The following is a 15,960-nucleotide window of genomic DNA, read 5'->3' as shown; positions in this document are numbered from 1 at the left end:
TAGCCGGATCGCCCGCGTCGAACGCCGGACGCAAGCGCGCCGCGACCCCCGGGCCATGCGCCGGCGGGAACAGCGTCCCGCGCGGATCGAGGAGGATACCGTCGGGCCGGAACAGGTCCGGCCCGACGCGGTCATGGGCGGATGTCGGCCAAGCGCCCGGCGGACCAAAACCGTTGGCGTCACCGCCCCGCCGCCTCCGCCGCCGTCTCCAGCGGCTCCGGCCAAGCGGTGACGACGAAGCGCTCAGGCCCGGCGGCGGCCGCGGCCTCGAACGGCCAGCAGGTGATCAGCACCAGCGCCGCCGGATCGTCCGGGACGGTCAGCGTTCGGGCGTCGGCGATGCGGGTTTCGGCTACGACATAGCGCCGCGGCAGGCGATCCGGCCCGGTGTAGGTCAGTCGGTCGCCGACCTCGATGCGCTCCAGAAACCGGAAGTGCGTGTCGTTATGGCCGAACAGCACCGTCGGCTTCAGAACGCCGGAGCCGGAAAGCCGGGTCGGCCCGAAGGCCAATACCCGCGCGCTGGCCCCGCCCAGGACGTAGCGCACGACGCCGTGGTCCGGCGCGCGCAACTCCGCCACCGGTCGGCCGTCCGCCCAGGGCCAGGGTTGCGGAGCCTTTCCGGCTTCGGCCTCGGCCCCGCGCCCCCAGGCGCGCTCGATCAGGATCGGCGCCGCCCAGGCCTTGGCCCACAGCAGCGCCGGCGGCGTCAAGACCGCCGCGCCCGCCGCGACCAGCAGCACCGCGGCGATCGTCCCGAAACGCCGCGCGATCATGACAGCGCGCCCAGGCGACGGCGCAGCAGCGGGGCGCCTCTGCGCGGCGCGCGCAGCAGCGCCAGCGCCAGCAGCCCCGCCAGAAGCAGCCCGAGGCCGAGCGCCGCCCGCCGGTCGAGGCCCAGCGCCGTCGCCGGGCCGGAGACGGCCAGTGCAAGACGCACCCGCTCGGATCCGCCGTCGAGCGCGGCGTCGCGTTCCGGCGGGATGCGCCGTTCGACGGCCACGAAGCTGGTCCAGCGGCTCATCAAGTCGTGGGCGAAGGCGGTCTCCAGAACCGCCTCGCGGACAGCCGCCTCGTCCGCGCCGAGCGGCAGCCGATCCATCAGCGCAGCGATGCGCTTGCGGGCCCAAGCCCGGGCGACGCCGGCGGCCGGCTGGAAGCGTGTCGACGGAACGCTCAGGCTGAAGGGCCGCCCGTCGCGCGCGCCGGTCAGCATTACGCCGTCCGGCATGCGATCGAGCTTCATGGCGAAGACCGCCGGCTCGCCCGCATAGAGGTCGGGCGTCCGGGCGGGGTAGCGAATGACGGCGCCGGCGTCGCCTTCAGTCATCAGCGACAGGTCGGTCAGCGCCGGCCGGGCGATGCGCCGATAGAAGCCGGCCATTCGGGCCTCCGCCTCCGACAGATCGGCGATGCGTAGACTGGCGCCGCGGCCGAACTCGGCCGCCTTGCGCAGGAACCAGTCGTTGGGCGCGGGTCCGAGGCCGATGGTGAAGAGCCGCGCCTCCTCCAGCTCGCGGGCGACCAGGGCGAACAGCTCGACCTCGGCGCCCACCGCGCCGTCGGTCAGAAAGACGATCTGGCGCAAGGCTCGGGCTCCGCCGCGTTCCGCCAAAGCGGCGGCGAGCGGAGCGGCCATCTCGGTGCCGCCTTCGGCCTTCGTGTCGGCGAGCACGGCCAGCGCCGCGTCGCGCACCGCCGGGTCCGCCGCCGTCAGGCGGCCGAACAGCCGGTCGAAGCGGTCGTCGAAGCGGATGACGTCAAAGCGATCCTGCGGGGTCAGCTGATCGATCGCCTGGGCCAGCGCGCGTTTGGCTTGCGCCATCGCCTCTCCGTGCATCGAGCCGGAGCGGTCCAGAATGAAGGTGACGTCGCGCGGCGGCGTACGGCCCACCATCGCCTCGCCGCTCGGCGGCAGAATCTGGCCCAGCAGATAAACGCCGTCCGGGCGCTCTTCCACGAAGACGGCGGTCGCCGGATCCTCCTCGACCTCCGGGCGCCAGCGCAGCACCACGTCGCCCCGGACGTCTTCGACCCCCTTTGCGAAGCGGATCAGATAGGCGGGAGCGTCGGCGCCGCCGGTCGGCCGCACGTCGATCGCATGGGTCGGCGACGCCGCTTCCGCCAACGTCGCGCCCGGCTTGAGGCGCACCAGCAGGTCGAGCGCATGGGCGCCCGTGCGCATGTCGGACGGGCCGACGCCTGCATTCTGGGCGACGTCGATCGCGGCCGCGTCGGCAAGGCGTTCGGCGAAGCGCCGCCAGAGGTCCTCTTCCGGGGCTTCTAGCGCCACCTGCAGGGCCGGTATGTAGCGCCGCGTGACGACCTGCGGAAGGCTGAGCTCATAGGCGCCGCCGACCCGTTGGGCGCGACTTTGGAAGGCGAGGTCGACCGACACCGTCGCCCCCGCGGGCACGTTGGCGAAGGCGGTGGTGAAGAGATTGGGGCGTTGCTGCTCCAAAAGGCCGGCGCGGCGTCCTTCGCGTTTGGCGGCCTGATAGCTGCGACGCGCGGCCTCGCGTTCTTTCAGAACGCCGTCGATGACCCGTTCGCCGATGCGAATGCGCATCGCATGGATCGCAGCGTCGGGCGGCAGGGGGAAGAGGTAGGCGGCCTCCGCGCTGGCCGGGCCGTCGTTGCGGAAGACCTGCCGCAGGCGCACTTCCGCGACCGGGCCGGCGACGTCGGCCGTCATTTCGGCCGAGATCAATCGCGCGCTTGTCGGCCGCCCCTCTTCGCCGCGCAGCAACAGACCGCGATCCGGCGTCGGCGCCGTTTGCGCGGCTGCGGCCGCCCCGGCCAGCGCGAGCGCCAGAGTCAGCGCGGCGAGCGCTGCGCGCGCGCGGCGGGGACCGATCGGACTGCTCTTTGTCATGGCCTTTTCTCCTCCATCGTCCTCGGGCCTCAGAAAGCCGCGAGAATGGGGCGCGCGCCGGGTCGGGGCCTGGGTCTTTTCCCGGCGCGGATAGGGCGGGAATAAGGCGGCGCCCGTCGGCGGCGCGTCGAAATCAGGGGCGAAATCAGTAGCTTTGACCAGAAGCCGCCGGTTGCAGGGCCGTTTTTGATTGGTAATCTTTCCGTCCCGTGTTCTCATGCCGGGAGGGAACCGACGCGTCCGCCGCAGTCGCCGCCCTGCCTCAGGTCGGACGATGCAAGGCCGATCCGGGATTCGGCCGAAAAAGAAGATCGGACGCGCTAGAACAGGGGCTGATGACCCGTCCATGACGGTCGTCCACCGACCGGCCTTCGGGCCGCCGCATCCCATCCGCCGCCGCGCGCCGCTTATGCGCCGCGCCGTCGGCCACGTCTTGTCCGACCCGAGCCGGGTCGCACGAACAACACGCTGAAGAACGGGAGAGACCCAATGACCTATAAAGAGCTTCAACAGCTGTACGCCGCCAACAAGATCAGCCGACGCGATTTCCTGGCCGGCGCGACCGCCATCGGCGTGCTGGGAACGACCGGCCTGATGGGCGCGCCCGCCGCGCGGGCGGCGACGCCGAAGAAGGGCGGGCACATGCGCGTCGGCCTCGGCACCGGCTCGACCTCGGACGTGCTGGATCCGGCGACATTCGACACCACCTTCAACCAGGTGCTGGGCTACGGCACGCTGCGCAGTTCGCTGACCGAGGTGACGCCCGAGGGCGAAGTCGGCCCCGAGATCGCGGAGAGCTGGGAGGCGTCGCCCGACGCCAAGACCTGGACATTCAAGATCCGCCAGGGGGTCGAGTTCCACAGCGGCAAGACGCTGACGGTCGAGGACGTCATCGCCTCGCTGAACCACCATCGCGGCGAGGACACCCAGTCCGCCGCCGCCCCGCTGCTGGCCACCGTCGAAGAGATCAAGGCCGACGGCAAGGACACGCTGGTCGTGCGCCTCAACGCCGGCAACGCCGACTTCCCCTACTACATGACGGACTATCACCTGGCGATGCTGCCCTCCGACGGCGAAGGCAACGTCGACGCCCTGTCCGGCGACGGCACCGGCCCCTACAAGCTGGAAAACTTCGAACCGGGCGTCAGCGCGATGACTTCGCGCTTCGAGAATTACTTCAAGGGCGAGGATCGCCAGCACTTCGACAGCTTCGAGATGCTGGCCCTGACCGATACGGCCGCGCGCACCAACGCCATGACGACCGGCGAAGTCGACTATATGGAGCGCGCCGATCTGAAGACCGTCCACCTGCTGGAGCGGCGCGACGGCGTCGTGGTGCTGAAGACCGACGGGACGCAGCACTACTCCATGCCGATGATCACCACGCAGGATCCTTACACGGACAACAACGTGCGTCTGGCGCTCAAGCATGCGATCGATCGCGAAGAGCTGCTGAACAAGATCCTGCGCGGCTACGGCGCGGTAGGCAACGACCACCCGATCGCGACCGCCAACCGCTACCACGCGGATCTGGAGCAGCGCACTTACGATCCGGATCAGGCGAAGTTCTACGCCAAGAAGGCCGGGATGGAGAACCTGACGGTCAACCTCAGCGCGGCCGACGCGGCCTTCGCGGGCGCGGTCGACGCCGCCGTGCTCTACAAGGAGCAGGCGGCGCAGGCCGGCATCACCGTCAACGTCGTGCGCGAGCCGAACGACGGCTATTGGTCGGACGTGTGGATGTCGAAGCCCTTCTGCATGTGCTATTGGGGCGGCCGGCCGACCGAGGACCAGATGTTCACCACGGCCTACGCCGAGGGCGTGCCGTGGAACGACACCTATTGGAGCCATGAGCGCTTCAACAACCTGCTGGTCGAGGCGCGGGCCGAACTCGACTCCGCCAAGCGCGCGGAGATGTACGCCGAGATGCAGCGCATCGTGCGCGATCAGGGCGGCGTCATCATCCCGCTGTTCGCCTCTTATGTGGACGCGCACCATGAGAAGCTGGCCCACGGGCCGGTCGGCTCCAACTACGCGCTCGACGGCTTCAAGCTGGCCGAGCGGTGGTGGTTCGCCTGATCCGCGGCTGACGCGCGGGGCCGGGCCGCAGGGGGCGGCCCGGCCCCGCACGCCGCGCCTTCCATAAACAGACCGGCGCGCAGCCGGCTGCGGCCTGAGGACAGGCCGACGTCCGCCCGAACCGGAGGCGGGCTTCCGTTGGGGGACGAGGGGTTTTCTCATGGCGTCTATCGTGAAGCTGATCGGACAGCGTCTGGCGCTCGGCTTGCTGACGCTCTGGATCGTCACGATCATTATCTTCCTGGCCGTCGAACTGCTGCCCGGCGACTTCGCCGAGGCGCTTTTGGGCCAGGCCGCGACCGATGAGACGGTCGCCGCCATCCGGCGCGAACTCGGCCTCGATAAGCCGGCGCTAGAACGCTACTTCATCTGGCTCGGCGACGTGTTGCAGGGGGATTTCGGGCGCTCGCTGGCGAGCGACAGGCCGATCGCGGAGCTGGTAGGCCCGCGGGTCTACAACACGCTTTTCCTGGCGGGCTACGCGGCCGCGATCGCGGTGCCGCTGGCGCTGACCTTGGGTGTGCTGGCGGCGCTCTACCGCAACAGCCTCTACGACCGGTCGGTCAATGTGGGCGCGCTGGCGGCGATCTCCTCGCCGGAATTCTTCGCCGCCTATATTCTGGTCTACTTCTTCGCCGTGCAGAACCAATGGTTCCCTGCCATCGCGCGGATGGACGAGGCCACGACCTTCCTCGACCGGCTGGAGCTTCTGTTCCTGCCGGCGGTCACGCTGACGCTGGTCACCATGGCGCACATGATGCGGATGACGCGCGCCGCGATCATCAATCTGATGGCCAGTCCCTATATCGAGATGGCGCGCCTCAAAGGCGTGCCGCGCAGCCGGATCATCACGCGCCATGCGCTGCCCAACGCGCTGTCGCCGATCATCAACGTCGTTGCCCTGAACCTCGCCTATCTGATCGTCGGCGTGGTCGTGGTGGAGGTCGTCTTCGCCTACGCCGGGCTGGGTCAGCTGCTGGTCGACAGCGTCGCCAAGCGCGACATGCCGGTGGTGCAGGCCTCCTGCCTCGTCTTCGCCGTCACCTACATCCTGCTCAATCTGCTGGCCGACATCCTGTCGATCCTGAGCAACCCGCGCCTGTTGCATCCGCGCTGATCGGGAGGCCTGAGAGATCCCATGTCGAGACCCGCGCACAACGCCTGGAAGCTTCTGAAGACCGCGCCGCCGACCGCCTGGTTCGGCATGATCATGATCGCGATCTACCTGATCACCGCCGTCTTCGCGCCGCTGATCGCGCCCTACGCTGAGACCGCCTCGCCCGGAATCGCAGGCCTTAACATCGGCGACGACCCCGCCTTCCTGCTGGGCACCGACCATATCGGGCGCGACGTCTTCTCGCGCATCGTCTACGGCGCGCGCAACACGGTTGGAATCGCCTTCGTCACGACGTTGCTGACCTTCCTGCTGGGCGCCGTCTTCGGGCTGCTGGCGGCCGTTATCGGCGGCTGGTTCGACCAGGTTTTGAGCCGGATCGTCGACGTGCTGATGGCGATCCCGCCGCTGATCTTCGCGCTGTTGATCCTAACGATCGTCGGCACGTCGGTCCTGAACATGATCGTCGTGATCGCCATCCTGGATTCGACGCGCGTCTTCCGACTGGCCCGCGCGGTCGGCATGAACGTCGCCGTGATGGACTATGTCGAGGTCGCGCGCCTGCGCGGCGAAGGCCTGTGGTGGATCATTCGGCACGAGGTGCTGCCCAACATCTCCGCCCCGCTGGCGGCGGAGTTCGGCTTGCGCTTCTGCTTCGTCTTCCTGTTCATCGCCTCGCTCAGCTTCCTCGGGCTCGGACTGCAGCCGCCGACGGCCGACTGGGGCTCGATGGTGCGCGAGATGTCGACGCTGATCACCTTCGGCCTGCCGACGCCGCTGTTCCCCGCCGCCGCGGTCGCGCTGCTTACCGTGTCGGTCAACTTCGTCGTCGACTGGTTCCTGCACAAGACCAGCGGCCTGAAGACCTGAGGCGAAGGAGACGGATCGATGGCCGCGAAAGACGACGACGTCATCCTGGAGATAAAGGGCCTTCGAATCGAAGGCCGCGCGGACGAGCAGTGGATCGAGATCGTCCACGGCGTCGACGTGACGCTGCGCCGGGGCGAAGTGCTGGGGCTGATCGGCGAATCGGGCGCCGGGAAGTCGACGATCGGGCTGGCCGCGCTCGGCTACGCGCGCGACGGCTGCCGCATCTCGGCCGGAGAGATCTGGTTCGACGGCGTCGATCTCGCCAAGGCCCCGCTGTCGCAGAAGCGTAAGCTGCGCGGCAGTCGCATCGCCTATGTCGCGCAATCGGCCGCAGCGGCCTTCAACCCGGCGCACCGGCTGATCGACCAATATTGCGAGGCCCCGACGCTGCACGGCGTCTTGAGCCGCGAGGAGGCTGAGAAAGCCGCTAAGGATCTTTACGAGCGCCTGCACCTGCCGGAGCCGGAGACCATCGGCTTCCGCTATCCCCACCAGGTCTCGGGCGGGCAGCTGCAGCGCATGATGACCGCGATGGCGATGAGCTGCCGGCCCGACCTCATCATCTTCGACGAGCCGACGACCGCGCTGGACGTCACCACCCAGATCGAGGTGATGGCGGCGATCAAGGATATCGTCCGTCAATTCAACACGGCGGCGATCTACGTCACCCACGACCTGGCCGTCGTCGCGCAGATGGCCGACCGCATCATGGTGATGCGCCACGGCGACCTCGTCGAAGAGGGCGAGACCCACGCGATGTTGAAGCAGCCGCAGGAGGACTACACCGAGCGGCTCCTGTCGGTGCGCGAACTCTCCAAGGAGGAGGCGCCGCGTCCGGAGGGCGATACGCCGATCCTGTCGGTGAAAAACGTCGACGCCGCCTACGGCAAATCGCCGGTGCTGTTCGACGTCAGCTTCGACGTGCACAAGAAGCGCACGGTCGCCGTCGTCGGCGAATCCGGATCGGGCAAGAGCACGACGGCGCGCGTCATCACCGGCCTGCTGCCGCCGACCGCCGGGCATGTGGAGTATAACGGCGAGCCGCTGCCCGCCGCCTACAACCAGCGGCCCAAGGATCAGCTGCGCCGCATGCAGATGATCTATCAAATGCCCGACACGGCGCTGAACCCGAAGCACAAGATCCGCGACGTGATCGGCCGACCGCTCAGCTTCTATCTCGGCCTGGAGGGCAAGAAGAAGGAAGAGCGCATTCGCGACCTCCTCCGCCTCATCGAACTCGAGCCGGACGACTATATCGACCGGCTGGCGACCGAGGTGTCCGGCGGCCAGAAACAGCGCATCTCGATCGCCCGGGCGCTGGCCGCGGATCCGGAGGTGATCCTGTGCGACGAGGTGACGAGCGCGCTCGATCAGCTGGTCGGCGAGGAGATCCTGAAGCTCCTGATCAAGCTCCAGGACGAATTCGACCTCGCCTACATGTTCATCACCCATGATCTCGCGACCGTGAAGGCGATCGCCGACGAGGTGGTGGTGATGCAGCAGGGCAAGGTCGTCGAATCCGGCCCCAAGACCGAGATGTTCACGCCGCCGCACCATTCTTATACGGACCTGCTGTTGAGCTCGGTGCCGGAGATGGACCCCGACTGGCTCGACCGCCTGCTCAAAGAGCGCGGCGAACAGCTCCGCGATCGGGGGATTTGAGGCGACGGCTCGACTCTCCCTCTCCCCTTCAGAGGGGAGAGGGACGGGGTGAGGGATGGCGGCTGCAAGTCCAGGTCTTTGCCGATCCGCGCCATCCCCTCACCCTCCCAAAGCCGCTGGCGCGCCCGCGGGCGCCTGCGCGGCACAACAGTCTATCCCGCCATCGGGTTGCGGTGCAGCAATCGGCGGCGTTTAGTGGGCGCGCCTGACCACAGACCCGAGACCGACCCTTGCCCGACCGCTTGCTCGGCCCGCTGTTGCTGTTGATCTCGCTCGCCGTCGCGGCGGCGGAGTGGCTGGATCTGCGCGCGGTCTATGTCGGCGCCGGCGGGGCGACGGCGCTGGCCTGGGCGCTGATCGCTCCGCAGGTCGGCAAGGGGCGCTGGCCCTTTCTGGCGGTGAGCGCGGGACTGACCGCCTGGGCGCTGATCGGGCGCGAGGCGCCCTGGCCGCTGATCGAGCGAGCCTTGGTGAGCGCGGGCTTCATCGCCGGGTTCTTCGTCGCGCTCGCCTGGCTGCGCTCGGCCGCCTCGGGCTCGCCGGCGATCAGCCGGTGCGGACAGTTCCTGGCGGACCAGCCGCCCGGTCGGCGCTATGCGGCGCTGACGGCGGGCGGCCATCTCTTCGCGCTGGTGCTGAGCTACGGCGCGATCGCGCTGCTGGGCGGGCTGGCGGAGGCGAGCGCGCGGGAGGAGAAGAACCGCGAGATCGCGGAGATCCGCGTGCGCCGCATGCTGTTGGCGATCCAGCGCGGCTTCACGGCGACCCTGCCCTGGTCGCCGCTCGCCTTCGCGATGGCGGTCTCGCTGTCGCTCGTGCCGGGGTCCAGTTGGGCGGCGGCCGCGCCCTGGTGCGCGGTCAGCGCGCTGTTGATGATCGGTCTCGGCTGGGCGGTGGACACGGTGGTGAAGCCGAAGATCGTCGGACCGCGCCCGGCGCGCCGACGGGCGGAAGGCGGCTGGAGCCGCATTCTGCCCCTGATCCTGCTGCTGACGATTCTGGTCGGATCCGTCGGGCTGTTGCAGCAGGCGACCGCCTTGCGGGCGGTGGCGGTGGTGATGGTGACGGCGCCGCTGGTCTCGCTCGCCTGGATCGTCTTGCAGGGCGGCGGCGGGAGACGGATCGCCGCGCGCGTCGCACGCTTCGTCGACGTCGAGTTGCCGGACTACCGCGCGGAAGTCCTGTTGCTGACGACAGCGGGCTATATCGGGACGCTGGGCTCGGCGCTGCTGGCCCCGTTGATGACGGATTTGGGCCTGGACCTCACGGCGCCGCCGGCGTGGGCGCTGCTGTTGGCGGTCATGTGGTTCATTCCGATCGCCGGCCAGATCGGCATGAACCCGATCCTGGCGGTCTCGCTCGTAGCGCCCTTGCTGCCGGGCGCCCCGGCGCTGGGCGTCCAGCCGAGCGCGGTGGTGGTCGCGATCACCGCCGGATGGGCGCTCTCCGGCGTCACCTCGCCCTATACGGCCACGACGCTCCTGGTCGGCTCGTTCGGGCATGTCAGCGCGCGGCGGGTCGGGCTGATCTGGAACGGGATCTACGTCGCCGTGACCGCCAGCGCCCTCAGCGCCTGGGTCGTCTTCGTCGCGACGCGATAAGGCGCGCTCGTCGCGGGCCGGTCGGGCCCAGCCCAATTGATCGCCCGGCGGCGCGGGCTTATGGTGCGCGCACTCGATTTTCCCGACCGACCCCTTTGGAGGACAGACGTCATGGGCTTCATCGCCGACCGTATGAGCCGCATCAAACCCTCGCCGACCGTCGCCGTGACCGCGAAGGCGAACGAGCTGAAGGCGCAAGGGGTCGACGTCATCGGGCTGGGCGCCGGCGAGCCGGATTTCGACACCCCCGATCACATCAAGGAGGCCGCCCACAAGGCGATCGCGGACGGCAAGACGAAATACGGCCCCCCGCCCGGCATCCTGCCGCTGCGCGAGGCGATCTGCCGCAAGTTCGAGCGCGACAATGATCTGAAATACACGCCCGACCAGATCTCGGTCGGCTGCGGCGGCAAGCAGACCATCTTCAACGCCCTGATGGCGACGATGAACCCGGGCGATGAGGTGATCATCCCCGCGCCCTATTGGGTCAGCTACACCGACATCACCATGCTGGCTGAGGGCGAGCCGGTGGTCGTCGACTGCCCCGCCGACAAGGGCTTCAAGCTGACGCCGGACCAGCTGCGGGCCGCGATCACGCCGAAGACGAAATGGCTGATGCTGAACAGCCCGTCGAACCCGACCGGCGCCTGCTACACGACGGACGAGCTGAAGGCGCTGGCCGACGTGCTGCTTGAGGACAAGCACGCCCACGTCCACGTCATGACCGACGATATGTACGAGCACATCGTCTATGACGGCTTCGAGTTCGCGACCATCGCCCAGGCCGCGCCCGACCTTTACGAGCGCACGCTGACGCTGAACGGCCTCTCGAAGGCCTATTGCATGACCGGCTGGCGGCTCGGCTACGCGGCCGGAAACGCCGATCTGATCAAGCAGATGAACAAGCTTAACTCGCAATCCGTCACCTCGCCCGCGACCTTCGTGCAGTGGGCGGCGATCGACGCGCTGGACGGCCCGCACGACTTCATCGACGCGCACAACAAGGTCTTCAAGGGGCGCCGGGACCTCGTCGTCTCCAAGCTGAACGCCTGCGCCGGCGTCGAGTGCCTGACGCCCGAAGGCGCCTTCTACGTCTACCCTTCCTGCGCCGGCGTGCTGGGCAAGAAGACGCCCGAGGGGGTCGAGATCGACAGCGACGAGGCCTTCGTGAAATACCTTCTGGAGAGCGAAGGCGTCGCCTGCGTCCACGGCGAGGCGTTCGGGCTGTCGCCCTACTTCCGGATCTCCTACGCCACCTCGACCGAGGCGCTGGAGGAGGCCTGCACGCGCATCCAGCGGGCGTGCGAGAAGCTCTCGTGACCGGCGACGACGAGGGTCCGCGCGCCCTCGCGCGCGCTCTGGCCGAGGCGCGCGCGGAGGGTCGCAAGCTCGACGCGCCGCCGGGCCCGGATCCGCAGAGCTGGGAGGCGGCCTACGCCATCCAGGACGCGCTGATCGCGGTGACCGAAAGCCCTGTCGTGGGTTGGAAGATCGGGGCCACCAGCAAGACCGCGCAGGACCGCCTGGGGGTCGACGGCCCCTTCATCGGGCCGCTGTTCGAACGCTGGGCGACCGACAGCCCGGCCGCGATCGCAACGCCGGCGCACGCGCTTCGGATCGTCGAGCCGGAATTCGCCTTCCGTATGGCGGTCGCCCTGCCCCCGCGCGACGCGCCCTATTCGCAGGACGAGGTGCGCGCCGCCGCCGGCACCCTGCACCCGGCATTCGAGCTGATCGACCGCCGGATCCGCGACCAGCCCGCAGTCGGCGCCGCCGGGACCGACGGCTTCGCCGCCAACCCCTTCTGGTTCGTCGCCGACTGCGGGGCCAACGCCGCCTTCGTGCTGGGCGAAGGGACGGCGGATTGGGCGGCGTTCGACCTTGCGGCGCTCGGCGTTACGGTCACGATCGACGGGGCCGCCAAGACGCGCGGGACCGGCGCCGCCGCGATGGGCGGGCCGCTCGCCGCGCTGACCTGGGCGGCGAACCACCTCTCGACCCGCGGGATCGGCCTGAAGGCCGGCGACGTGGTGACGACGGGCGTGGTGACGGAGATCTTCGCGCTCCAGCCCGGCCAGACGGCCGACGCCGAGTTCGAGGCGCTGGGGGTCGTGTCGGTGGAGATGGGCGAATACTGAGCGGGCGTCAGCGCGCCCAGACTTGGCCCATGTCCTTGAAGCCCTTGATTTCGATCGGATTGCCGCTGGGATCGCGGAAGAACATGGTCCATTGCTCGCCCGGCTCGCCCTCGAAGCGCGCGGTCGGCGGGATCACGAAGTCGAGGCCCGCCGCCTCCAGCCGGTCGGCCAGCGCCCGCCAGTCCTGATAGGGCAGAATCGCGCCCAGATGCGGCATCGGCACCTGGTGCGCGCCGACCTGGCCGGTCGCGGCCGTCGCGAACGGCTCTCCCATATGGAGCGACAGCTGATGGCCGAAGAAGTCCACATCGACCCACGTCGGCGCGCTGCGCCCTTCCCGGCATCCCAACAGATCGACGTAGAAGGCGCGCGCCGCGTCCAGATCGCGGACGTTGAAGGCGAGATGGAACAGGGCGTCGGGCATCCTCGCGTCTCCCAAGCTGAAGCTTCTCTTCGATAATCCCCCGCGCCGGTCCTGTCGATCCTTCGAAAATGGCGCTGGGGTCGCAGGGCCGGCGAGGCTATGAGGGAGACGTCCCGCGCGCGATCAGCCAGGAGCGCCCGCCCCCATGACCGACCACGCCAATCATCTGGGCCAACCGATCGGCCCGCCCGTCGACGACTGGACGCCGCGCCCCCGGCCGGACGGGCGATCCCTCGCAGGACGCTTCTGCCGTCTGGAACGCCTCGATCCCGCGCGCCACGGCCGCGCCCTGTTCGACGCCGACCGCCAGGACGAGACCGGGGCCAGTTGGACCTATTTGCCCTACGGCCCGTTCGAGCGGTGGGAGGACTACGCGGATTGGCTCGCCCGCATGGCCCCGCAGGAAGATCCGTTCTTCTACGCGATCCTGGAGACGGCGAGCGACGCGCCCGCGGGCCTCGCCAGCTATCTGCGGATCGCGCCGGAGGCCGGGTCGATCGAGGTCGGCCACATCCACTACAGCCCCCGCCTGCAGCGCACCCCCGCCGCGACGGAGGCGATGGCGCTGATGATGGGTCATGTCTTCGATGATCTCGGCTATCGGCGCTATGAGTGGAAGTGCAATGCGCTCAACGCCGCCTCGCGCCGCGCGGCCGAGCGCCTCGGCTTCACCTTCGAAGGCGTCTTCCGGCAGGCGGGCGTCTACAAGGGCCGCAACCGCGACACCGCCTGGTTCTCGATCCTGGATCACGAATGGCCGGCGATGAAGCAGGCTTTCTCCCAATGGCTGGCGCCGGAGAATTTCGACGAGGCGGGGCGGCAGCGCTCGCCACTGGGCGCTCTGACCCCTCCTCACTCTTGAGTCGGAGCCGCAAGGCGCGCTGCAAAGAAAGCTCCCGGCGCACAGCGCCGAGGCGGGCTTCCGGCGGAAGATCGCTCGCCCCCTTCCAAACTTCTCCCGGTAAAAGGGGGAGGCTGATTTTCTGAACGGCCTAATCCGTCCGCAGATCCAGCGGCGTCTCAGGAAAAAGGCGGCGGGCGTCCAGCGCATGACCGACGCGCTCCGTCGCGCGCTGGGCCGCGCCGGCGCTTGCCCGCACAGTCAGTTGCGCGCCGTCGCAATCGAACAGGTCGGCCGTGATCCCGAGGCGGCCGAGATAGAGGGACTCGCCCGCTCTCAGGTCGAAGGCCTGCGCGCGCCCGTCCAACTGCGCCGAATAGACCGCGCGGGTGAGCGGGGCGGCGTCGCCCGCGCCGCAGGGCCGGCCGTCCTCGACCGCCATCACCCGCACCGGGCGCCAGCGACCGGGCGGCAGGGCGCGGGCGATCGCGACTACGCCGCGCGGCGGGCGTGTTCCCGCGGGCGGGCGGAAGATCGCCTCGGCGCCGCCCGCCTCCTGCAGCACGAGCGCCCAGCCCGACAGCGTCCCCGCCGCCACGTCCGCGACCACGAGGCCGTATGCGTCGGGATCGTCCCGAAACCGTTGCGGGTCGTACGGAGCTGGCGGCGGTTCGAGGAGCGCGCAGCCGGCGAGCGCCGGCATTAGGAGTGCGAACAGCAGCGCCCGCATCAATCGGCGGGCGCGCCGCCTTCCTCCCGGCGTTTGGCGACGAAGGCGTCGAGCGCTTCGCGGCGCTCGGCCGCCATCGGCGGCGCCTCGTATTCGGCGAGATGCTGCTTGTAGAGCGCGTGCGCGCGCCGGGTCGCGTCGACCGAGCCGGCTTCGGCCCAAGTCTCGAAGTTCCGCCAATCGCTCAACATCGGGGCGTAGAAGGCGCTCTCATAGCGCGCCAGCGTGTGCGCCGTGCCGAAGAAGTGTCCGCCCGGCCCGACGTCGCGAATGGCGTCCAGGCCGAGCGTCGCCTCCGAGACCTCGATCGGCTGCAGATACTCCGCGATCATCTGCAGAATCTCGGCGTCCATGATCACTTTCTCGAAGCTGGCGCACAGGCCGCCTTCGATCCACCCCAACGCATGCATCATCATGTTGCAGCCGCCCATGACGGCGCCCCAGACGGCCATCTCGCTCTCATAGGCGGCTTGCGCGTCGGGCGCGTTGGAGGCGTTGACGTTGCTGGAGCGGAACGGCAGGCGATAACGCCGCGCCAACTGGCCGCTGATTTGCGCCGCGCGCGTGTATTCCGGCGTGCCGAAGGCGGGCGCGCCGGACTTCATGTCGACGTTGGAGGTGAAACCGCCGTAGAGGCAGGGCGCGCCCGGGCGCACCATCTGGGCGAAGGCGATCCCGGCCAGCGCCTCGGCGTTCTGCTGGGCGAGTGCGCCGGCGAGCGTCACGGGCGCCATCGCCCCCGAGAGCGTGAAGGGCGTGATCACCACGATCTGTCCGGCCCGGGCCATCTCGATGATCCCGAGCGCCATCGGGATGTCGAGCTTCAGCGGCGAATTGGTGTTGATGATGGTGAAAAGGCTGGGTTCGCGCGCCAGCGTCTGCGCGTCGACGCCGCGCGCGATGCGGGCAATCTCGATCCCGTCGCGGATGCGTTCGCGCCCCAGGCTGTAGGCGTGGAACGGTTTGTCAGTCAGCGTCGCCAGCGCGTGCAGCGCATCCAGGTGCCGGGTCGAGGGCGGCAGGTCGATCGGCTCCACCGGATAGCCGCCGTTAAGATGGCAGATGTTGAGCTGCTGGCTGAGCCGCAGGAAATCCTGATAGTCCTTGAAGTTCCCGCGTCGGCGGCCGCCTTCCAGATCGGAGCAGTTGGGCGTGCTGGCCACCATGCAGAAGGCGAGCGCGTCGCCGCCGAGCTCCAGATCATGGTCGGGATTGCGGGCGTGGAGGCGAACCCGTTCGGGCGCCTTCGCGATCAGCTCCATCACCAGGGCGCGATCGAAGCGCACGCGCTCCGAGCCTTCGCGCACGTCCGCGCCGTTCGTCTTGGCGATCTCGCGCGCCTCGCCGGAGAGGAAATCCACGCCGATCTCCTCCAGGATGGTTATGGAGGCGTCATGGATCCGATCGAGCGCATCGTCCGCGAGGATCTCGATCGGGCGATAGGGATTGCGCACGCGCCGCTGCGCCTGCTGCGGGCTTTTCGGCGGGCCGGCCTCGATCGCGGCGGCGGCCGCGCCGCCGCGCCGACGGCGTCCGGTTCTCTCGCGCATGGCGTCGCTCCTTCCGGGAAAGGTCCTGGGACCCTGCGTCCCTGCGCGATTTAAGAAGGCGAACGGAGCCGCTGTC

General features: G+C 69.2%; 13 protein-coding genes. 8 read left to right on the top strand and 5 right to left on the bottom strand.

All coding sequences use genetic code 11. From position 1 onward, the window contains the following. Positions 1-179: 179 nt before the first annotated feature. On the bottom strand, positions 180-776 hold the full coding sequence (locus tag RIB45_RS04545; RefSeq protein WP_350049038.1) for a sortase domain-containing protein: 597 nt from the start codon (positions 774-776) through the stop codon (positions 180-182). Continuing rightward, entirely contained in the window at positions 773-2,875 is a 2,103-nt protein-coding gene (locus RIB45_RS04540; RefSeq protein WP_350049037.1) for a VIT domain-containing protein, read from the bottom strand. Before RIB45_RS04540 ends, RIB45_RS04545 begins: the two co-directional genes overlap by 4 nt. Positions 2,876-3,364: 489 nt before the next feature. On the opposite strand from RIB45_RS04540, the gene RIB45_RS04535 reads away from it, so the two are divergent. The 7 genes from RIB45_RS04535 (at position 3,365) to RIB45_RS04505 (ending at position 12,339) form a co-directional block, all read left to right on the top strand. Then, the gene (locus tag RIB45_RS04535; RefSeq protein WP_350049036.1) at positions 3,365-4,954 is read left to right on the top strand and encodes an ABC transporter substrate-binding protein; all 1,590 of its coding nucleotides are present in this window, start codon (positions 3,365-3,367) and stop codon (positions 4,952-4,954) included. A 160-nt stretch (positions 4,955-5,114) separates the two neighbouring features. Beyond that, positions 5,115-6,071: an ABC transporter permease gene (locus RIB45_RS04530; protein WP_350049035.1), complete on the top strand. Its 957-nt coding sequence runs from the start codon at positions 5,115-5,117 to the stop codon at positions 6,069-6,071. A gap of 21 nt (positions 6,072-6,092) precedes the next feature. Beyond that, positions 6,093-6,938, top strand: coding sequence for an ABC transporter permease (locus RIB45_RS04525; RefSeq protein WP_350049034.1), 846 nt, complete (start codon positions 6,093-6,095; stop codon positions 6,936-6,938). Positions 6,939-6,956: 18 nt separating this feature from the next. Next, a complete protein-coding gene (locus tag RIB45_RS04520) occupies positions 6,957-8,600 on the top strand; it encodes an ABC transporter ATP-binding protein (RefSeq protein WP_350049033.1) in 1,644 nt (547 codons plus the stop codon). 230 nt (positions 8,601-8,830) lie between these two features. Beyond that, complete coding sequence (locus RIB45_RS04515; RefSeq protein WP_350049032.1) at positions 8,831-10,201, top strand: hypothetical protein; 1,371 nt, start codon at positions 8,831-8,833, stop codon at positions 10,199-10,201. A gap of 111 nt (positions 10,202-10,312) precedes the next feature. Then, on the top strand, positions 10,313-11,521 hold the full coding sequence (locus RIB45_RS04510; RefSeq protein WP_350049031.1) for a pyridoxal phosphate-dependent aminotransferase: 1,209 nt from the start codon (positions 10,313-10,315) through the stop codon (positions 11,519-11,521). Beyond that, the gene (locus RIB45_RS04505) at positions 11,518-12,339 is read left to right on the top strand and encodes a 2-keto-4-pentenoate hydratase (protein ID WP_350049030.1); all 822 of its coding nucleotides are present in this window, start codon (positions 11,518-11,520) and stop codon (positions 12,337-12,339) included. Before RIB45_RS04510 ends, RIB45_RS04505 begins: the two co-directional genes overlap by 4 nt. Positions 12,340-12,346: 7 nt before the next feature. Here the strand turns inward: RIB45_RS04505 and RIB45_RS04500 are convergent, their stop codons facing one another. Beyond that, positions 12,347-12,763: a VOC family protein gene (locus tag RIB45_RS04500; RefSeq protein ID WP_350049029.1), complete on the bottom strand. Its 417-nt coding sequence runs from the start codon at positions 12,761-12,763 to the stop codon at positions 12,347-12,349. Positions 12,764-12,908: 145 nt separating this feature from the next. On the opposite strand from RIB45_RS04500, the gene RIB45_RS04495 reads away from it, so the two are divergent. Next, positions 12,909-13,625, top strand: coding sequence for a GNAT family N-acetyltransferase (locus RIB45_RS04495; RefSeq protein ID WP_350049028.1), 717 nt, complete (start codon positions 12,909-12,911; stop codon positions 13,623-13,625). Between the two features lie 130 nt (positions 13,626-13,755). On the opposite strand, the gene RIB45_RS04490 is transcribed toward RIB45_RS04495, so the two are convergent. Together RIB45_RS04490 and RIB45_RS04485 are read right to left on the bottom strand one after the other, a co-directional pair. Beyond that, on the bottom strand, positions 13,756-14,337 hold the full coding sequence (locus RIB45_RS04490) for a hypothetical protein (RefSeq protein WP_350049027.1): 582 nt from the start codon (positions 14,335-14,337) through the stop codon (positions 13,756-13,758). Further along, positions 14,334-15,884 (bottom strand): trimethylamine methyltransferase family protein, encoded by a 1,551-nt coding sequence (locus RIB45_RS04485; protein ID WP_350049026.1) that lies wholly within the window; start codon positions 15,882-15,884, stop codon positions 14,334-14,336. Before RIB45_RS04485 ends, RIB45_RS04490 begins: the two co-directional genes overlap by 4 nt. Positions 15,885-15,960: the final 76 nt, after the last annotated feature.

Source organism: Marivibrio sp., assembly GCF_040218065.1.
Classification (GTDB): Bacteria; Pseudomonadota; Alphaproteobacteria; order UBA8366; family Aestuariispiraceae; genus Marivibrio.
The sequence above is the reverse complement of the archived record's forward strand: the minus strand, read 5'-3'. Positions and strand labels throughout refer to the sequence as shown.